Annotated in this window: 12 protein-coding genes and 1 pseudogene; 12 read left to right on the top strand and 1 reads right to left on the bottom strand. The window is 60.7% G+C overall.

Features of this window, described 5'->3' with window-relative positions; all coding sequences use genetic code 11:
• Nucleotides 1-6: 6 nt before the first annotated feature.
• A complete protein-coding gene (locus BM267_RS10470) occupies nucleotides 7-927 on the top strand; it encodes a c-type cytochrome (protein WP_074779876.1) in 921 nt (306 codons plus the stop codon).
• Between the two features lie 40 nt (nucleotides 928-967).
• Here the strand turns inward: BM267_RS10470 and BM267_RS10465 are convergent, their stop codons facing one another.
• The gene (locus BM267_RS10465) at nucleotides 968-2353 is read right to left on the bottom strand and encodes an iron-containing redox enzyme family protein (protein WP_036992340.1); all 1386 of its coding nucleotides are present in this window, start codon (nucleotides 2351-2353) and stop codon (nucleotides 968-970) included.
• Between the two features lie 366 nt (nucleotides 2354-2719).
• Between BM267_RS10465 and tig the strand changes: the two genes are divergently transcribed.
• The 11 genes and pseudogenes from tig to BM267_RS16735 form a co-directional block, all read left to right on the top strand.
• Nucleotides 2720-4063: a trigger factor gene (gene tig / locus BM267_RS10460; protein WP_036992339.1), complete on the top strand. Its 1344-nt coding sequence runs from the start codon at nucleotides 2720-2722 to the stop codon at nucleotides 4061-4063.
• A 133-nt stretch (nucleotides 4064-4196) separates the two neighbouring features.
• Nucleotides 4197-4838 (top strand): ATP-dependent Clp endopeptidase proteolytic subunit ClpP, encoded by a 642-nt coding sequence (gene clpP, locus BM267_RS10455; RefSeq protein ID WP_036992338.1) that lies wholly within the window; start codon nucleotides 4197-4199, stop codon nucleotides 4836-4838.
• 160 nt (nucleotides 4839-4998) lie between these two features.
• Nucleotides 4999-6282 (top strand): ATP-dependent Clp protease ATP-binding subunit ClpX, encoded by a 1284-nt coding sequence (clpX, locus tag BM267_RS10450; RefSeq protein ID WP_036992337.1) that lies wholly within the window; start codon nucleotides 4999-5001, stop codon nucleotides 6280-6282.
• Nucleotides 6283-6467: 185 nt separating this feature from the next.
• Nucleotides 6468-8867 carry an endopeptidase La gene (lon, locus tag BM267_RS10445; RefSeq protein ID WP_036992335.1) on the top strand — a complete coding sequence of 800 codons (2400 nt, stop codon included), beginning with the start codon at nucleotides 6468-6470 and terminating at the stop codon, nucleotides 8865-8867.
• 211 nt (nucleotides 8868-9078) lie between these two features.
• On the top strand, nucleotides 9079-9351 hold the full coding sequence (gene hupB, locus BM267_RS10440; protein WP_036992334.1) for a nucleoid-associated protein HU-beta: 273 nt from the start codon (nucleotides 9079-9081) through the stop codon (nucleotides 9349-9351).
• Nucleotides 9352-9575: 224 nt separating this feature from the next.
• Nucleotides 9576-11459 (top strand): SurA N-terminal domain-containing protein, encoded by a 1884-nt coding sequence (locus tag BM267_RS10435; protein ID WP_083392492.1) that lies wholly within the window; start codon nucleotides 9576-9578, stop codon nucleotides 11457-11459.
• Nucleotides 11460-11681: 222 nt separating this feature from the next.
• Entirely contained in the window at nucleotides 11682-12845 is a 1164-nt protein-coding gene (locus BM267_RS10430; protein ID WP_074779874.1) for an efflux RND transporter periplasmic adaptor subunit, read from the top strand.
• Nucleotides 12846-12897: 52 nt separating this feature from the next.
• The gene (locus BM267_RS10425; RefSeq protein ID WP_074779872.1) at nucleotides 12898-15987 is read left to right on the top strand and encodes a multidrug efflux RND transporter permease subunit; all 3090 of its coding nucleotides are present in this window, start codon (nucleotides 12898-12900) and stop codon (nucleotides 15985-15987) included.
• Nucleotides 15987-19085, top strand: a complete 3099-nt coding sequence (locus BM267_RS10420) for an efflux RND transporter permease subunit (protein WP_074779870.1) — start codon at nucleotides 15987-15989, stop codon at nucleotides 19083-19085. Before BM267_RS10425 ends, BM267_RS10420 begins: the two co-directional genes overlap by 1 nt.
• Entirely contained in the window at nucleotides 19082-20509 is a 1428-nt protein-coding gene (locus BM267_RS10415; protein WP_074779868.1) for an efflux transporter outer membrane subunit, read from the top strand. The genes BM267_RS10420 and BM267_RS10415 overlap by 4 nt, the downstream gene beginning before the upstream one ends.
• Before the next feature lie 80 nt (nucleotides 20510-20589).
• Nucleotides 20590-20712 (top strand): annotated as a pseudogene (locus BM267_RS16735) (NAD(P)-dependent alcohol dehydrogenase); the annotation flags it as partial.
• Between the last annotated feature and the right edge of the window lie 34 nt (nucleotides 20713-20746).

Genomic DNA, 20746 nt, shown 5'->3' with positions numbered 1-20746 from the left:
GCGAATATGAAAATCTATCTGGCCATTGCCGCGACCCTGATTGCACTGCCTGTTGCCGCTCAAGCTCCCGTTGCCATGGATGATCAGTCGCAACTGGCGCCATCAGTCCAGCCGCCCGCCGGCGCGGATTATTTTCAGCCGCCGCTCGAAAGCGAGCTGCCGGATAATGCGTTTGGGGCGCTGGTGCGCGAAGGGCGGGCGATCTTTGTGGACACCCGCAATCGCGCACCGGAGCATGTTGGCAACGGTATGAACTGCACCAACTGCCATCTCGACCAGGGGCGCAAGGCCAATTCAGCTCCGTTGTGGGGCGCTTATCCCATGTACCCGGCCTACCGTTCGAAGAACGACAAGGTCAATACCTATGTGGAGCGCATGCAGGGTTGCTTCCAGTTCAGCATGGACGGTACGGCTCCGGCCGCTGACAGTCATATCATGAATGCCCTGTCAGCCTATTCCTACTGGCTGTCTACCGGTGCGCCTACCGGTGAAGTGCAACCGGGGCGTGCTTACCCCAAGGTGCAGGAGCCTGAGGGTGGGTACGATCTCGCGCAGGGGCGGCAGGTATATGAGGAGCAGTGTGCCATCTGTCACGGTGATCAAGGCCAGGGGCAGAAGTCGGGAGAGGATTTTGTCTTACCGCCCCTGTGGGGGAAGGAGTCCTTCAACTGGGGCGCCGGCATGCATCGAATCAATACCGCAGCTGACTTCATCAAGGAAAGCATGCCGCTGGGCAAGGGTGGATCGCTCACCGACGAACAGGCATGGAATGTCGCCGCGTTCATGAACAGCCATGAGCGGCCGCAAGATCCGCGCTTGATTGATGGTTCGGTTGAGGAAACCCGCAAGAAATACCACGCAAATGACGGCGTCAACCTCTATGGCGTCGAGGTCAACGGCGTGGTGCTGGGGCAGGGGGCTGACTGATCCTGATGCTCGCTGACCACTCGGCCAGCGAGCAATGGAGTTAGGCCTGAAGTTGGTTAAATAGCCGGGTTGCGAGCAATCCGGCTGGCTTGTAGTGATGGGCCGGCGACATCAACTGAATCAGGCGACGGGTTCTCGACGCACCATCCAGTGTGCGCAATTCCTTTTCCAGTATTTGTTGCTCGGCACTGAAATCGCCGGCCCTCGCGCTGTTGTCCTGGCTCTGATTGCGGCCGGGCTGGACAAACTTTTTCGGCCGATTGGGCTGATCATTGATCAGCCATTCCCCAGCAATCCAATCATGCAGCAGCTGCAGTTCGTAGTGGCTGAATACGCCGAACATGGGTGCGCGATTGCCTTGCACCAGTTGCCAGAAACGGCTCTGCGCCGGGTCTTCGTCACGGTGAATCCAGCCCCGCTTTTCCAGGGCCGCGAGGAAATCTCCGATCTGTCCTTGCTGACTCAGCCATTCATTGATGGTGCGCCCCTCTATTCGACAGAAGTCCGAGTGCATGTTGCGCGCGACCAGGGCCTTCTGTTCAAGCACTCGGTATAGCTCCTGTTCCAGGCAGAAGCTGTTGATGACGTCGGTCGACGACAGGGCCAGATCATTCAACAGGTAGCCGAGCCGAACCCGTCGGTAAAACATCTGCGCATTGCCAGTTACCGGCAGGTTGTCCAAAACGGCGCTCGCCGCCTTGTGTGCATGGCCGGTGTCGGCGTTGTCGATGGTGACGTGCAGCTGGAAGTAATAGGGGTCGATTCCCAGCTCGTTGAGCTCATAGGTGGTAATCAGCAGGTGCAGCGGCAGTTGCTCGTATCCCAGGTTATAGCCAATCAGTTCCGGCAAGAAGTCCTGCGCCAGATGACCCAATGCGAGTTGTTGGGCGCCCTGGACGAAATGGCTGGCTGGCAGCGATTCAATATCTTCCAGCTCATGCTGTGCCAGCAGTTGCTTGTACAGCACAACATGGTTCTGTTCGGGCTCGCCTTCGCCGAGTTCCTCCAGGTAAGTGCGTACCAGGGTGTGCAGGCGCAGGTCCTGCCATTGGGGCAGAACACCGTACAGCCAGGAACCGTCCACCAGTTTGGTTGGTGCGACCCCACGAAGGAAGAACAGTGCCTGGGAGCGGTTGGCAAAATAGCGCCGGGGTTGGCCCTGTTTACGGGTGTCCAGATACTGCTTGTAGGCCTGGGTGGTCCGGGCATTGCCATCAATGACCCATTGATGGAGATCCTCGGGCGAATCGGGCAGGTCGCATTTCAGTTTCGCTGCCTTTTTCAATTGTTCCTGCAGAAAGTTGCGTGCGACAGCCAGATACTGCTCCGGGGTCTGCTGCAGTCCCCGATAGAGTTCGATGGGGCTCGATAGGGATAAATGCGTTGCGACTGCTTGTGATGGGGTGGGGGAGCTCAACGTTGGCATGCCTTTATCCTGTTCAGGGCCAGACGGGCGAGATGACATGCCGTGAATCGAGCCGGCATATATCTCCGCCTGCGGCTGCGTCGAATAGTTATAGATATCGAGCGGTTGCGGCTGAAAAAATTCAATGAAAGGCTGAGGTTTCGGGTGAGTGGTAACGAAACCGGGAACCAGATGATAATTTTGTGACCCGACAGGTGGTCGATTGCCCGGTGGCGGCGTATGCTGCCCGGTCAGGCCGCGCGCCACCCAGCCGTTTGCGGAGGAAGGGAAAGAAGAGCGCGCCGGCAAGGATGACTTCTGTTGCACAAGCGACTAGAATGTCCGCCTTTTATTCATTCATCATTGTCTGTTCAACGAGGACTCTACATGCAAGTTTCGGTTGAAACCATCTCCGGCCTTGAGCGCCGCATGACTGTTGGCATCCCTGCCGAGCGCATCGAAAACGAAGTCAACAAGCGCCTGCAGCAGACCGCTGGCCGTGCACGTGTTGATGGTTTCCGTCCGGGCAAGGTGCCGATGAGCGTGATTCGCAAGCGCTTTGGTGCATCTGCACGTCAGGAAGTCATCGGTGAAGTGATTCAGTCTTCCTTTTATGAAGCCATCGTTCAGGAAAAACTGAACCCCGCCGGCGCGCCGAGCGTTGAGCCCAAGTCGCTGGACGAAGGCAAGGACTTCGAATACATCGCCACCTTCGAGGTATACCCCGAAGTGACTCTGGGCGATTTCGCCGACATCGAAGTCGAGCGCATCGATTCCGAAGTGACCGACGCCGATCTGGAAAACATGCTGGAAATCCTGCGCAAGCAGCACACCGGCTACGCCGCTGTGGAACGCGCTGCCGAAGACGGCGACCAACTGACCATCGATTTCACTGGTCGCATCGATGGCGAAGCCTTCCAGGGCGGTACCGCCAGCAACACCAAGCTGGTACTGGGCTCCGGCCGCATGATCCCGGGCTTCGAAGACGGCCTAGTCGGCGCCAAGGCTGGCGAGACTCGCACTATCAGCGTCACCTTCCCTGAGGACTACCAGAACCTGGATCTGGCCAACAAGGCTGCCGAGTTCGAAATCGTCGTCCACGAAGTGGCTGCTGCCGAGCTGCCCGAGCTGAATGACGAGTTCTTCGCCCGTTTCGGCGTTGAAGAAGGCGGTATCGAAGGCTTCCGCACCGAAGTGCGCAAGAACATGGAGCGCGAGCTGCGCCAGGCGATCAAGACCAAGACCAAGAATCAGGTCATGGACGGTCTGCTGAAGACCAACGAAATCGACGTGCCCAAGGCGCTGATCAGCAGCGAGATCGATCGTCTGCGCGAGCAGGCTGTTCAGCAGTTCGGTGGTGCCAATATCGACCCGAGCCAGCTGCCGGCAGAACTGTTCGAAGAACAGGCCAAGCGCCGTGTATCCCTCGGTCTGATCGTTGCTGAAATCGTCAAGCAGAACGACATCAAGCCGGACAGCGATCGCGTGCGTGCCATGGTTGAAGACCTGGCCTCCGCCTATCAGGAGCCGGAGCAGGTGGTGAACTGGTACATGCAGAACGAGCAGCAGCTTGCCGAAATCCAGTCTGTTGTGCTGGAAGAGCAAGTCGTGGATACTGTGTTGCAGAAGGCCAAGGTGACCGACAAGCAGGTTGCCTACGAAGATGCCGTCAAGCCGGCTCAGCCTGATCAGGTTGAAGACGACGAAGCGGAAAGCAGCTCTGACGAATAATTTTCGTCATTGATCTTGCGCAGCACACTGAGCCAGCCTTCGGGCTGGCTCAATGCTTATGGAAACCCCGAAAACGGCTGCGGCATGGGCTCGGGGTTTTACGCGACAGGCTAAATCGGAGTGACACCAGAGCATGATTCATAACAGCTATACCGGTTTACCGCCGGAAATTCAGGCCGCTGGCGGTCTGGTGCCCATGGTTGTCGAGCAGTCGGCACGGGGTGAACGTTCCTACGACATCTATTCGCGTCTGCTCAAGGAGCGGGTGATCTTCCTGGTCGGTCAGGTCGAAGACTACATGGCCAACCTGGTGGTGGCTCAGCTGCTGTTTCTCGAGTCGGAAAACCCCGACAAGGACATTCACCTGTACATCAACTCGCCGGGCGGATCGGTGACGGCGGGCATGGCGATCTATGACACCATGCAGTTCATCAAGCCGAACGTCAGCACGCTGTGCATCGGTCAGGCCTGCAGCATGGGTGCCTTCCTGCTGGCCGGCGGTGCCGAAGGCAAGCGGTTTGCGCTGCCCCATTCGCGGGTAATGATCCACCAGCCGCTCGGTGGCTTCCAGGGGCAGGCATCGGATATCGAAATCCATGCCCGTGAGATCCTCTATATCCGCGAACGCCTGAACAAGGTGCTGGCCCATCATACCGGCCAGCCGCTGGATGTGATTGCCCGCGACACCGATCGTGACCGCTTCATGAGCGCCGCCGAGGCGGTGGAATATGGTCTGATCGACCAGATGCTGGAAAGCCGTCCCGTTGCCGAGTAACGGCTGACGCACCGTTTAACGGCCCGGGCAGTACGTCCGGGCCTTTCCATGTTCAGCCTGCCTGACCGGCGTGCCGGTGCGGGTGATCGGATTGCACTTGCAAAGAGGCGTGGCAGCCCCCATCTTTGTTACAAGAGTGATCTGCAAGCAGGGGTTTTAGATGACAGATATGACTGGGAAGGGTGATGACAACGGCAAGCTGCTGTATTGCTCCTTCTGTGGCAAAAGCCAGCATGAAGTGCGCAAGCTGATTGCCGGCCCCTCCGTATTTATTTGTGACGAGTGTGTCGATCTGTGTAACGACATCATTCGGGAAGAAGTGCAGGAAAGCCAGAGCGACAGCGGCGAACAGAAGCTGCCATCGCCCATGGAAATCTGCGGCATCCTCGATCAGTACGTGATCGGCCAGCAACAGGCCAAGAAAGTACTGTCGGTTGCGGTATACAACCATTACAAGCGACTGCATCAGCGTGACGGCAAGGATGAAGTCGAACTGGGCAAGAGCAACATCCTGGTCATCGGCCCCACCGGTTCCGGCAAGACCCTGCTGGCTGAAACCCTGGCGCGCCTGCTGAATGTGCCCTTCACCATTGCCGACGCAACGACGCTGACCGAAGCCGGTTATGTTGGTGAGGATGTCGAGAACATCATTCAGAAGCTGTTGCAGAAGTGCGATTACGATGTGGAAAAAGCCCAGATGGGTATCGTCTACATCGACGAGATCGACAAGATCTCCCGCAAATCGGACAACCCGTCGATCACTCGGGATGTATCGGGTGAGGGTGTGCAGCAGGCATTGCTCAAGCTGATCGAGGGCACCGTCGCGTCGGTGCCGCCGCAGGGTGGCCGCAAGCATCCGCAGCAGGAATTCCTGCAGGTGGATACGCGCAATATCCTGTTCATCTGCGGCGGTGCCTTTGCCGGTCTGGAGAAGGTTATCCGGGACCGCTCGGAGAAGAGCGGCATCGGCTTCAATGCCAGCGTGCGCAGCAAGGATGGCGGCAAGAAGGTGGGTGACACCCTCTTGGAAGTCGAGCCGGAGGATCTGGTGCGTTTCGGCCTGATTCCCGAGTTTGTCGGCCGTCTGCCGGTGATCGCAACCCTGACTGAGCTGGACGAAGACGCGCTGATCCAGATTCTCACGGAACCGAAGAACTCGCTGACCAAGCAGTACGGTCGGCTGTTCGAAATGGAAGACGTGGAGCTCGAGTTCCGTACCGACGCGCTCAAGGCGATCGCGCAACGGGCCTTGACGCGCAAGACCGGCGCCCGTGGCCTGCGCTCGATCCTGGAAAGCGTGCTGCTGGATACCATGTACGAGATCCCGTCGGCCGAGCACGTGAGCAAGGTGGTCATCGACGAAAATGTCATCAACGGCAATGCCAAACCGCTGTTGATGTACGAGTCTGCTGAGCAGCCGCCCAAGGCCATGCCCGAAGACTGAGTGATTCCCGCGCCGCCGTTCTGGCGGCGCGGCTCCCTTCCGTAGTCCATTGATACGCATCCACCCGATTTTGGGCGTGATTGCATCTTGTAATCTGCTCCATGCGCCCTCATCTTGAACCCATGGACATTTTCAAATCCGGGTGCAGGCCTGTGGCTTCACCCCACTGCGAGCGAGCCTAAGTCATGACGACTCTCAGCGATTTTCCGTTATTGCCACTGCGTGACGTGGTGGTGTACCCCAACATGGTCATTCCGCTGTTCGTGGGCCGCGATAAATCCATCGAGGCCCTGGAAGCGGCCATGGTCGCCGACAAGCAGGTTCTGCTGTTGGCTCAGCGCAACCCGGCCGATGACGATCCGACCCGCGACGCTCTGTATGAGCTCGGCACTGTCGCCACCATACTGCAGCTGCTGAAACTGCCCGACGGCACCGTCAAGGTGCTGGTGGAAGGTGAACAGCGCGCCCGGGTTGAGCATGTCGAGGACCTGGAAGGCTACCAACTGGCCAGTGTGACGCTGCTCGAAGAGGATGTGCTCGACGAGCGTGAGGCGCAGGTACTGGTCCGCAGTCTGATGAGCCAGTTCGAGCAGTTCGTCAATCTCGGCAAGAAGATTCCCGCCGAAGCGGTCAGCTCGCTGGCCGGCATTGACGACCCGCGGCGGCTGGTCGACACCATGGCAGCGCAGCTCAACCTCAAGGTCGAGCAGAAGCAGGCGATTCTGGAAATTCTCGCGGTGCGCCAGCGCGTGGAGCACGTGCTGGGCGTACTGGATACCGAGATCGATCTGCTACAGGTCGAGAAGCGTATCCGTGGGCGGGTCAAGAAGCAGATGGAGCGCAGCCAGCGCGAGTACTACCTGAACGAGCAGATGAAGGCCATCCAGAAGGAAATGGGCGGTCTCGACGAGGGCAGCAGCGAGCTGGATGAGTTGCAGCGCAAGATCGACGCCTCAGGCATGAGCAAGGAAGCGCTGGACAAGGCCAACGCCGAGCTGGGCAAGCTGAAGATGATGTCGCCAATGTCCGCCGAGGCCACTGTGGTGCGCTCCTATATCGAATGGCTGAGTAACGTGCCGTGGACCAAGTCCAGCCGCGTGCGCCACGATCTCCAGCACGCTGAGAAGGTCCTGGAAAGCGATCATTACGGCCTGGAAGAGGTCAAGGAACGGATTCTTGAGTATCTGGCCGTGCAGAAGCGCGTGCGCAAGCTTAAAGGGCCGGTGCTCTGCCTGGTAGGGCCGCCCGGCGTGGGCAAGACCTCCCTGGGTGAATCACTGGCGCGGGCGACCAACCGCAAGTTCGTACGTATGGCCCTGGGCGGCGTGCGTGATGAGGCGGAGATCCGTGGCCATCGCCGCACCTACATTGGCTCGATGCCGGGCAAGCTGATCCAGAAGATGAGCAAGGCGGGAGTGAAGAACCCGCTGTTCCTGCTCGATGAAATCGACAAGATGGGGCAGGACATGCGCGGCGATCCTTCGTCGGCGCTGCTTGAAGTGCTGGACCCGGAACAGAATCACGCCTTCAGTGATCACTATCTGGAAGTGGACTACGACCTGTCCGACGTCATGTTCATCTGTACCTCCAACTCGATGAATATCCCGGCGCCGCTGCTCGACCGCATGGAAGTGATCCGCATCCCGGGTTATACCGAGGACGAGAAGATCAATATCGCCCAGCGCTATCTGGTGTCCAAGCAGATCAAGAACAATGGTCTGAAGAAAGACGAACTGACCTTCACCACCGAATCGCTACGGGATCTGATCCGCTATTACACTCGCGAAGCCGGTGTGCGTGGCCTGGAGCGCCAGATTGCCAAAGTCTGCCGCAAGGTGGTGCGTGAGCAGACGGAGAAGGGCACCCAGGCGGCCGTCACTGTCGATGGCGCGCTGCTGGAGCAGCACCTGGGCGTGCACAAGTTCAAGTACGGCCTGGCCGAGGAGGCGGATCAGATCGGCCAGGTGACCGGGCTGGCCTGGACCCAGGTCGGCGGCGAGCTGCTGAGCATCGAAGCGGCGGTCATGCCGGGCAAGGGGCGCCAGATCAAGACCGGTTCGCTGGGTGATGTGATGCAGGAGTCCATCAGCGCGGCGATGACGGTCGTACGCAGCCGTGCCGCGAGCCTGGGCATCGGTGCGGACTTCCACGAGAAGCACGACGTGCATATCCACGTTCCCGAGGGTGCTACACCAAAGGATGGCCCCAGTGCCGGTATCGGTATGTGTACCGCACTGGTTTCAGCGCTGAGCAGAATTCCGGTGCGTGCCGATGTCGCCATGACCGGTGAGATTACCCTGCGCGGGCAGGTTCTGCCGATCGGTGGCCTGAAGGAAAAATTACTGGCGGCGCACCGTGGCGGCATTCGTACGGTGGTGATTCCCCATGACAATATCAAGGACCTGAGGGAGATTCCCGACAATATCAAGGAGGATATTGAGGTTATCCCGGTAAAATGGATTGACGAGGTGCTGCAGATTGCGCTGCAATACATGCCGGAGCCCTTGAAGGAAGAAGGGGATGGAATCGTCGCCAAGGAAGAGCCTCATAATGCTGACGCGAAAGGGCGCATCAGCACTCATTGATGTTAAGCTAGCCGGCATTGGGTCCAGGCGATGAAGCTTGGCCCATCAGCCATGCTGGCGAAACGGCAAGCATTCCTTGACACGGTTTTTGAGCGCTTGATATAAAGCGTGCTTCGACCCAAGCAGGTATGCTGACTGGCTACAGCGTTGCTAGAACCACAAGCTTACATAACGACTAAACAACTCACTGAAATGTATAAGGGGACTTAGAGTGAACAAGTCTGAATTGATCGATGCCATTGCTGCATCTGCCGATATTCCGAAAGCTGCCGCCGGTCGTGCTCTGGACGCCGTCATCGAGTCCGTTACTGGTGCTCTGAAGGAAGGTGATTCGGTTGTTCTGGTAGGCTTTGGTACCTTTGCCGTCAAAGAGCGCGCTGCCCGTACTGGTCGCAACCCGCAAACTGGCGAGCCGATTGAAATCAGCGCTGCCAAGATTCCCGGCTTCAAGGCTGGTAAAGCACTCAAGGACGCCGTCAACTGATAGCGTCCCGCAACTGACAGGACATGCCGCCATAACACCTGTTGCGGCATGCTTTGGACTCCTGGTCAGCAGGAAAGACAAAGAGGTTCAGTCAGTTCCCGAAAAGGCGCATCAATCCGGTGCGCCTTTTTTTGTTGTACAGAATATGGACGAGCTGGCAGCTCCGTGGGGCCGCCAGTTCTGTCGTCTGATACCACAGACGACCGACAAGCAGATTTGGGGGCATGATGCTGCAAAACATGAGGGACAAGGCGCAGAGCTGGGTCGCGAAAGTGATCGTAGGCGTCATTGTTTTGGTTTTCGCGATGACCGGCTGGGAATCCATCAGCCGTTTCACCAGCAACGACCAGAAGGCAGCCGAGGTCAACGGCACCGTCATCAGCACGGCAGAGTTCGAACAGGCTGTTTCTCTGCAGCGTCGCCAACTGACCCAGCAATTGCAGCAACTGGGCGAACAGTTCGATCCGGACATGATTGACGAGCGCCTGTTGCGTGAATCGGTGCTGGAAGGGCTGATCCAGCGTGCCGTTCTGCTGGAGGGCGCCCAGGATGCGAATCTGCGCATCTCCGAGCAGATGGTTGACCACATGTTGTTGAACACGCCGGATTTTCAAACCAATGGCCAATTCGATGCCAACCGGTTCGATGTGGTGATCCGCAACATGGGTATGAGCTCGCGCATGGCGTTCCGCGATCTGGTACGCCAGGAGCTGATGCTCGCGCAGCTGCGTAATGCCTATCAGGCCACATCCTTCGCCACACCAGCTGAGCGGCAGATGCTTGCCCGGCTGGAAAACCAGAGCCGTGACTTTGCGGTGATCGAACTGGACACCGACGCTGCCAGCGTCGAGGTGAGCGATGCGGAGGTGGAGCAGTACTACAACGACAATCAGGCTGATTTCCTCACTGAGGAACAAGTGGTGTTGGAAACCCTGACACTCTCGCGCAGCGACTTCTTCGAGGGCGCCGAGGTGGATGAAGCTGCCCTGGAATCCCTGTACCAGCGCGAGGTTGGCAACCTGACCGAGCAGCGTCGCGCTTCGCATATCCTCTTCGAAGTAAGCGACGATGAGGCGGCTGTTCTGGAAGAGGCTGCGGCGGTCAAGGCGCGGCTCGATGCGGGTGAAGACTTTGCGGCGCTGGCCAAGGAAGTATCGGACGATCCCGGTACGTCGAACAATGGCGGCGATATGGGCTATGTCGAACATGGCAGTTTCGATCCAGCCTTCGACGATGCGCTGTTCGCCCTGGAGGAAAACCAGGTATCCGAGCCGGTGCGCAGCCGTTTCGGTGTGCATCTGGTCAAGCTGACCGACCTGCAATCGCCGGAAGTACCTTCGCTGGAGTCCATGCGTCCGACGCTGGAGCAGGAGCTCAAGGCCGAGCAGGTAGAGCGGCGCTTTGTCGAGGCTTCGCGGGAGCTGGCGAATCTGGCCTATGAATCCGAAGACCTGGCCGAGCCGGCGCGGATACTGAACGTGGAAGTCGAAACCCACGGCCCGCTGGAGCGCTCCGGTGGGGAAGGCCTGACCGCTAATCCCAGGATCATGGCTGCGGCCTTTGCCGAAGACGTGCTGGTTGATCGGCGTAATAGCCAATTGATCGAGCTGGATGCTGATACTGTGGCGGTAGTACGGGTCAAGGAACACCTGAAGCCGGAGCAGCGGCCGCTGGACGAGGTGCGTGCCGAGATCGCTGACCTGCTGCAGTTCCGCAAAGCCAGCGAGCTGGCGGCTGAACGAGCAGAGCAATGGGTGACGCAACTGGAGCAGGGCGAGCTGGACACCCAGGCACTGGCCGCTGAGCTGGGTAATGAGTGGCAGGTGCATGAAGCCATAAGCCGTTCCGATCGGGATGTTACTCAGGCGCTGCTGCGTAACGTCTTCACTATGTCGAAACCCGGCTCTACACCGGAGTATGCGCACTTCCGTCAGCCTGACGGCAGCCAGTGGATCGTCGAACTGCGTGGTGTCTCGATCCCCGAGGAAGCGCTGGCTGAAGCCGATTCGCCCATGTATGGCGACTACATCGCTGGCCAGACCGGTGAGCAGGACTTCGCTGGCGTCCAGCAACAGCTGCAGGAACAGGCTGATATCGAGCGTTTCTGATCCACAGTGATGCTGCTCGATAAGAAACCGCATGTCCCTGGGCATGCGGTTTTTTTATGGCCGTGGGCATGATTGTTGGTCTTATTTTGATAAATAGAATCGTTTGCAGGTGGCATATCGATCATTTACTGTTGCCGCTGCTCCGCTTGCCCGCCATTATTGGCTTGTCGCTATTGCGGCGCTGGGCCTCCGTTTCCTCTCATCCTGGGTTTGTGCTTTTCCATGACCGATTCTCCGTCATTGTCCGTTCGTCACAAGCGCCTGATCGGCATCCTGATATTGCTGTTGATACTGATCGGAATTGGCTACCTGCTGGCCAGGAATCCACCCTCGGCACCCTTACCCCAGCGCAGCGCGTGGAGCCAGCCGACCCCGGTGCGGGTTGTCCCTGTGCAGCGCGGCAGCCTCGATGTGCAGATCAGATCTATCGGCACCGTTACCCCGCTCAATGCGGTCACGGTGCGCAGTCGGGTTGACGGGGAGCTTACCCGGGTGCTGTTTACTGAAGGTGCCGAGGTGGAGCAGGGCACCTTGCTGGCCGAGATCGATCCGGCGCCTTATCGGGCCCAGTTGGCCCAGGCCGAAGGTCTGGCTCAGCAGAATCAGGCGCAACTGGCCAACGCCCAGGCGGATCTGGAGTTGTATGAAGGGCTGTACGAACAGGATTCCATTGCTCGCCAGCAACTGACCAGCCAGCGGGCATTGGTAGAGGAGCTTCGTGGCACGCTCAAGGCCAATGCGGCTCAGGTCGAGGATGCCCGGCTGCAGTTGTCCTGGACCCGGATCGAGGCACCCATCGCCGGCAAGCTGGGCCTGCGCCGCGTAGATGCTGGCAACCTGGTGAGCAGCAGCGACACCGAGGGGCTGGTCAGTATCACCCAGATGCGCCCGATAGCTGTGGAGTTCACCGTGCCGGAACCGGATGTGCCGGCGCTGCGTCGGGCCGTCAGCAGCGGCGAAGCGCTGGCCGTGCAGGCGCTGGACCGCAATGAACAGCAGGTGCTGGCCCGTGGCCAACTGCATACCATGGATAACCAGATCGATATCGCCACCGGCACGTTGCGGGTCAAGGCACTGTTCGAGAATGGCGATGACGAGCTGTTCCCCAACCAGTTCGTCAATGTCCGCCTGCGGTTGCAGACATTGCCTTCGGTAATCACCATCCCCTCGGATGCCGTGCAGTTCGGTTCCAGAGGAACCTATGTCTACGTGATCAATGCAGAAGAAAGCAAGGCCTATACCCGGCTGGTCAAGCTGGGCGCCACTGCTGACGGTCGGGTGGCGGTAACCGAGGGGCTGGAGGAACAGGAGTTGGTGGTGCTGGAAGGGCTCGACCGGCTGCGCGATGGCCGCGAAGTGGTGATTACCGACGGGGCCGCTGGCTGATGAGGTGTCTGATCGCCCTGAAGCCTCTGCCACAGGTCGGGGGCAGCGATAGATGAACAACCTGTCGCGCCCCTTCATCCTGCGCCCGGTTGCCACTTCATTACTGATGCTGGCCTTTCTGATTAGCGGCATCATCGCCTGGCGGATGTTGCCGGTCGCGGCGCTGCCCCAGGTGGACTACCCGATCATTCAGGTATTCACCTTCCAGCCCGGTGCGGGGCCCAAGGTTACCGCACGGACCATTACCGCGCCGCTGGAGCGGCATCTGGGACAGATCCCCGGGCTCGAGCAGATGTCTTCTACCAGTTCCGCTGGTGCCTCGGTGATTACTCTGCAGTTCGGTCTGGCAGTGGATCTCGGAGTGGCGGAGCAGGAGGTGCAGGCGGCGATCAATACCGCTGACAGCCTGCTGCCCAATGATCTGCCGGCGCCGCCGATCTACCGCAAGGTCAACCCGGCCGACGCGCCCATTCTTACCCTGGCCATCACTTCCGATGCGATGCCGTTGCCGCAGATTCATGATCTGGTCGATACCCGCATGGCCCAGAAACTCGCCCAGCTATCAGGGGTAGGTATGGTCAGCCTGGCTGGCGGCCAGCGACCGGCTCTGCGGGTGCAAGCCAATCCCGGGGCGCTGGCCGCCCGCGGTCTCAGTCTGGACGATGTGCGCGTCGCTATCGACGCCACCAACGTCAACCAGCCCAAGGGCAGCTTTGACGGCCCCCACCGCACCACAATGCTGGATGCCAACGACCAGATCCGTTCGGTTGAGGACTACCGCGAGCTGATTCTGGCCTGGCAGGATGGCGCCGCGCTGCGCCTGGGTGACGTGGCCACGATCATCGATGGAGCCGAGGATCGCTTTCTTGCGGCCTGGGCCGATACCCAGCCGGCGGTGCTGCTCAACGTGCAGCGCCAGCCCGGCGCCAACGTCATCGAGGTAGCGGATCGGGTGCAGGCGCTATTGCCGCAGTTGACGGCAACCCTGCCCGCAGCGGTGGATGTGACCATGCTCACCGACCGCACTCAGAGCATCCGCGCGTCGATACGCGATGTGCAGCATGAATTGCTGTTCGCGATATTCCTGGTGGTGCTGGTGACCTTCGCCTTCTTGCGCAGTATCCCCGCCACCATCATTCCCAGCATTGCCGTGCCGTTGTCCCTGATCGGCACCTTCGGTTTCATGTACCTGATGGACTTTTCCATCAACAACCTGACGCTGATGGCGCTGACCATCGCCACCGGCTTCGTGGTGGACGATGCCATCGTCATGCTGGAGAACGTTGCGCGGCACCGGGAGAAGGGCGCTTCGCCAATGGAGGCGGCGCTCAAGGGGGCAGCGGAGATTGGCTTCACCCTGGTCTCGTTGACCCTGTCGCTGATCGCGGTCTTGATTCCGTTGTTGTTCATGGGCGATCTGGTGGGCCGGTTGTTCCATGAGTTTGCGGTGACCCTGGCGGTGGCCATTGCCATCTCGCTGGTGGTATCCCTGACTCTGACGCCGATGATGTGTGCGCGCATGCTGCGCGAGCCGCTGACCCATGATGAGCCAGCTGAGGGGGCGGGGCTGATGAGCCGGACTATCCGCCGCTATGGCGAGTGGCTGGACTGGGCACTGAACCGTCAGCCGCTGATGCTGTTGGTGATGGTGGCGACGGTCGCGCTGACGGCGCTGCTGTATCTTGCGGTGCCCAAGGATTTCTTTCCGGTGCAGGACAGCGGCGTGATCCAGGTGGTGACCGAAGCGCCACAGGATATCTCCTTCGGCGCCATGGGCGAGCGGCAGCAGGCCCTGGCCGCAGCCCTGCTGGACGGCACCGGCGTGGTCAGCCTGTCATCCTTCATCGGCGTGGATGGTACCAACACCAGCCTCAACAGCGGGCGCATGTTCATCAATCTGCCGCCGCACAGTGAACGCAGCGAAACGGTGTTTACCGTCATCGAGCGGCTGCGCCAGCGGGCGGCTGAGGTGGAAGGTATCCAGGCGTGGTTCCAGCCGGTGCAGGAACTGAGCATTGAGGACCGGGTGGCCCGCACCCAGTACCAGTTCACCCTCACCAGCCTCGACAGCGAGACGCTCGGTGAATGGGTGCCACGCATGGTGGATGCCTTGGGGCAGCGGCCGGAACTGGCCGACGTGGCGTCCGACCTGCAGCAGCGCGGCCAGGAACTCTACCTGGAAATTGACCGCGACGCGGCGGCACGCCTCGGCGTGAGTGTATCGACTATCGCCGAGGTACTGCAGAACGCCTTCGGCCAGCGGCAGATCTCCACGCTGTTCACCCAGGCCAACCAGTATCGGGTGGTGCTGGAGATGGACCCGGCGCTAGCTCAGGGGCCGGAGGCGCTGCGCAGCATCTACGTGCCTACCGCCTCGGGCGGTCAGGCTCCCCTGGCTACAGTGGCGCGGCTGCACCAGCGGGCCACGCCGCTGATGGTCAACCATCAGGGACAGTTCCCGGTGGCTACGGTGTCGTTCAATCTGGGCGCGGGTTCATCGCTTGGCCAGGCGGTAGCGGCGATCCAGCAGGTGGAGCAGGAACTGGGCCTGCCGGCGGAGATCGAAACCCGCTTCCAGGGTGCCGCCGAAGCGTTCCAGGCCTCGCTGGCCAACACCCTGTGGTTGATCCTGGCGGCGGTGCTGACCATGTACATCGTGCTGGGCGTGCTCTATGAGAGCACCATCCACCCGATCACCATTCTGTCCACGCTGCCATCGGCAACCGTCGGTGCGTTGTTGGCGCTGCTGGTCAGTGGCCGGGCGCTGGATATGATCGCGGTAGTCGGGGTGGTGTTGTTGATCGGCCTGGTGAAGAAGAACGGCATCATGATGGTGGACTTCGCTCTCGAGGCCCAGCGCAACCAGGGCATGACGCCACGGCAGGCGATTCACCGTGCAGCGATGCTGCGTTTCCGGCCGATTCTGATGACTACCCTGGCGGCGCTGTTCGGTGCGGTGCCATTGATGTTGGCCAGCGGCTCGGGTGCCGAGCTGCGCCAGCCGCTGGGGCTGGTAATGGTCGGAGGTTTGCTGGTCAGCCAGGTGCTGACCCTGTTCACCACGCCGGTGGTCTATCTGTTCTTTGACCGGCTGAGCCGTCGCCGCAAACCGGCGGGTGCGGACGTGGCGAGTCAGGGCTGATGAATCCCGCACGTCTGTTCATTAGCCGCCCCATCGCCAGCTGTCTGCTGGCTCTGGCCTTGCTGGCCTGTGGTCTGCTGACCTGGCGATTGCTGCCGGTGGCACCGCTGCCGGAGGTGGACTTCCCGGTGATCACGGTCAGTGCCAGTCTGCCGGGCGCCAGCCCGGAAAGCATGGCTACCACCGTCGCTACGCCGCTGGAACGCGCGCTGGGCAGTATTTCCGGAGTGGTTGCCATTACCTCCAGCAGCAACCAGGGTTCCACCCAGATCATGTTGCAGTTCGAGCTGGACCGGAATATCGATGAGGCGGCGCGGGAGGTGCAGGCCGCCATCAACACCGTCCGCGGCGAGCTGCCCGCTGGTATGCCTGGCAACCCCGAGTACCGCAAGATCAACCCATCCCAGGCGCCAATCATGGCGTTGGCGCTCAGTTCGGCCAATCTGGACTCCAGCGATCTATATGATGCGGCCTCCACCATCCTCGCGCAGAAGTTGGCGCAGATCAGCGGGGTGGGGGAGGTGAATGTTACCGGTGCCTCGCTGCCAGCGGTGCGGGTGCAGCTGGACCCGGGTGCCCTGCTGCACAACGGCATCGCCCTGGACGAGGTGCGTAGCGCCATCACCCAGAGCACAGCCTTGTATCCGCTGGGTTTCGTTGAGGATGACGTGCATCGCTGGCGGGTGGGCATCAGCGATTCGCTGCGCACCGCCGAGCAGTATCGGGAGCTGGTAATCCGCCATCAGGACGGTGCCGTGGTGCGGCTGGGCGATCTGGCCACGGTCACCGACTCGGTGGAAAACCGCTACACCAGCGGTTTTCACAATCACCGGCCGGCGGTGATCCTGATGGTCAGCCGCCAGAGCGGTGCCAACATCGTGCGCACCATTGATGCCATCCATGAGCAATTGCCGCAACTCCAGGCGCTGATGCCCACCGACAGTGAATTGGCGGTGGTGATGGACCGCTCACCGGTCATCCGCTCCACGCTCAACGAGGCCCAGTTCACCCTGGTGCTGGCCTCGCTGCTGGTGGTGCTGGTGGTCTGGCTGTTTCTCGGCAGCGCGCGCACCGCGCTGATCCCCTCGGTGGCGCTGCCGGTATCGCTGGTCGGTAGTTTCGTGGTGATGTATTTCTACGGTTTTTCCCTCAACAACCTGTCATTGATGGCGCTGATCGTCGCTGCGGGATTGGTGGTGGACGATGCCATCGTGGTGCTGGAGAACGTCGAGCGGCATATCGAGAATGGCCTGACGCCGTTCCAGGCCGCGTTGAAGGGCACCGGCGAAGTGGGCTTTACCCTGTTGGCGATGAACGTGGCGCTGGTGGTGGTATTCGTCTCCATTCTGTTCATGGGTGGAATAGTTGAGCGGTTGTTCCGCGAATTCTCCATTACCCTGGCCGCGGCCATGCTCATTTCACTCTTGGTGTCCCTGACCCTGACCCCGAGCCTGTGCGCGCTGTGGTTGAAAAGCCGGGCCGAGCAGACCCCCGGGGTGGTGGCGCGGTACAGCGAAAGCCTGTTCAGCGATTTGCGTGAGGGTTACCAGAACACCCTCGATTGGGCGTTGCGCCACGGCGTACTGATCCTGTTGGCCCTGGCGGCGGTGATCGCCAGCAATGCCTGGCTGTATGTGAACATTACCAAGGAAACCCTGCCGCAGCAGGATACCGGCCAGATCCGCGGCTTCGTGCGGGGCGATGACGGTTTCTCGTTCCGCGTCATGCAGCCGAAGATCGAGGCCTACCGGCAGTTCATCTTGGCTGATCCGGCGGTGCAGGATCTTACTGGGACCAGCGGCGGCGCCAGTGGCACCACCAATGCCCAACTGTCGATCAATCTCAAACCCCTGGAAGAGCGGGGCGTGTCTGCCCAACAGGTGATCGAGCGGCTGCGGCAGAACCCGCCGCAGATTCCCGGTGCCATTATGTTCCTTATGGTGGACCAGGATATCTATCTCGGCTCACCGTTTCGCCGCAGCGAACACGAAGTGGTATTGCGCTCCGATTCCCTGGAGGACCTGAAAATATGGTCGCAACGGGTGTCCGAAGGCATGCAGGAGTTGCCTGAACTGGTGGATGTTGACGCCGCGGGCGGTGAAGAGACTCGCCAGGTAATGCTCGATATTGATCGCGAGGCCGCTCGCCGCCTTGGCGTTGACATGGCGACCATTGCCTCGGTTCTCAATAACTCCTTCTCCCAACGCCAGGTAGCGACGCTGTACGATGAACTGAACCAGTATCGGGTGGTGATGGAACTCGACCCGCGCTATACCGAAGACCCGGCGGTATTGGCTCAGATCGAAGTGATCACCAATGCTGGCACCCGAGTTCCGCTGTCCGCTTTCGCCAGCTGGGATTACGGCATGGCCAGCGACCGGGTACGGCATGATGGGCAGTTTGCCTCGGTGGGTGTCGGTTATGCTTTGGCCCCGGGCGTAACGGCCTATGAGGCGGAGCAGGCCATTGACCGATTGCTCGGTGAGATCATGCTGCCGACCAGTGTGCATACGGTGCCGGCCTCGTCCGGGCGGCCGGATTTCAGCGTCAATCTGAACCAGCCCTGGCTGTTGCTGTGGGTAGTGCTGGCGGTCTATCTGGTGCTGGGGGTGTTGTACGAAAGCACCCTGCATCCGCTGACGATCCTCTCGACCCTGCCCTCAGCCGGAGTCGGTGCGCTGCTGGCACTGAATCTGAGCGGCACGAATTTCAGCCTGATCGCGCTGCTGGGGCTGTTCCTGCTCATCGGCGTGGTGATGAAGAATGCCATCATGATGATCGACTTCGCCCTGGACGCCCAGCGCCGTGACGGTCTGCCACCCCAGGCGGCGATCCGCCGTGCTGCCGTCCTGCGGCTGCGCCCGATCCTGATGACCAACCTCGCCGGCCTGCTCGGCGCTGTGCCACTGGTGCTGGGCTTTGGCGAGGGGGCCGAGATGCGTCGGCCGCTGGGCATCACCATTATCGGCGGTCTGGCGGTCAGCCAATTGCTGACCCTGTACACCACACCCGTCATCTATCTATACCTGGAGCGCTTGCGCCAGCGCGTGCTGCGGCACCGGGAGCAACCGGCCGACTCAATGAATCCATCGCCATGAAAATACTGCCGCTGTCCATAACCCTGCTTGCCGTTCTGTTGTCTGCCTGTACTGTGGGGCCGGACTACATTCAGCCCGAGACCGTGGACACCGCCACCATTCGGCACCAGGAGGGCTGGCAGCCGATGCCGGCGCAAAGCTGGGCGGCCAGTGGCAACTGGTGGCTGGCTTTCGAGGATGACACCCTGACGGCGCTGGTTGAGCGCAGCACCCAGGCGAACCAGACCCTGGCCCAGGCCGAGGCCCGCTTCCGCGCCGCCGAGGCCCAATGGCGGCTGGCCCGCGGCGGTCTGAGCCCCGAGGTAGGCGCCACGGTAGGCGGCAGCCGTAGCGGCGGTAGTGGGGACACCGGGCGATCCGCTACCGAGCAATACGATGCCCGCCTGCAGATCGGCTGGGCCCCGGACCTCTGGGGGCGGGTGCGGCGGGGGATCGAGGCGGATCAGGCCAGCCTGCAGGCCAGCGCCGCCGACCTGGCCGCGGCCCGGCTTGCCATCCAGATGGCCGCGGCCGGCGCTTACGTCAATTTGCGTGCGCTGGATCGTCAGCAGGGTATTCTCAACGAGACCATGGTGGCCTATGACCGCTCCGCGACCCTGACGCGCAACCAGTATGACGCCGGCATCGTCTCCCGGGCCGATGTGATCCAGGCCGAGACCCAACGCCAGTCGCTGCGTACCGAGATGTATGATCTGCAGGCCGCTCGTGCCCGGGAACAGAATGCCCTGGCCGCCCTGCTGGGCATCGCACCGGCTGAGCTGGATCTGCAAGAGGAGGGTGAAGGCCTGCCGGCCATCCCCGCCTTGCCGCAAAGCCTGCCTGCCGTATTGATTGCCCGGCGTCCGGATGTGATCGCCGCCGAGCGCTTGGTCACCGCAGCCAACGCGCAGATCGGCGTAGCCCAGACCGCCTGGCTGCCGGACCTGACCCTGGATGTGTGGGGCGGCGTGCAGAGTGGCAGTTTCAGCGGATTGTTCGACGCTCCGGCCAGGGTCTGGTCATTGGGGCCGAGCCTGGCCCAGACGCTGTTCGATGGTGGGCAGCGTGCGGCAACCCGGGACATCGCTATCGCACGCTATGATGAACAGGCGGCTTTCTACCGTCAGACCGTTCTCGACAGTCTGCAGGAACTGGAAGATGCGCTGGCCACGCTGCAGATCCTTGCGGAGAAGACCGAGCAGCAGGATGCACTGCTGCAACTGGCCCTGGAAAACGAACGGGTGATCACCAACCGCTATCGTGCGGGGCAGGTCTCCTTCCTCGAAGTGGCCACGGCGCAGAACATTACCCTGAGTACCCGTCGAGTGGCGGTGGACATTCATGCGGAGAGATTGGCGGCTACGCTGCAACTGGCGGCAATCATCGGCGGTGGCTGGGATCTGGACGATCCGGTGATCCAATCGGTGAGCGGCCCGAATCATTGATGAAAAACTTCAAGGATTCATGAAGACCACACCGGCTAATCAAATCCGCTTGTTTCTGTAAGGCTGCCATTCAGACGACGAAGTACGGCATCGTGTCGGATATCGAGATGGTACGCGCCGATGGGGTCAATGAAGCCTACGAGCGCATGATCCGGGGGGATGTGAAGTACCGCTTTGTGAGGGATAACGCCACCCTGGGCTAGGGTGAGCGCTACAGACGCTTGCAGCCGCCGTCTG

The organism is Halopseudomonas bauzanensis, assembly GCF_900114735.1.
Lineage (GTDB): Bacteria > Pseudomonadota > Gammaproteobacteria > Pseudomonadales > Pseudomonadaceae > Halopseudomonas > Halopseudomonas bauzanensis.
Note: the sequence above shows the minus strand (reverse complement) of the source record. Positions and strands in the feature narration are given on the sequence as shown.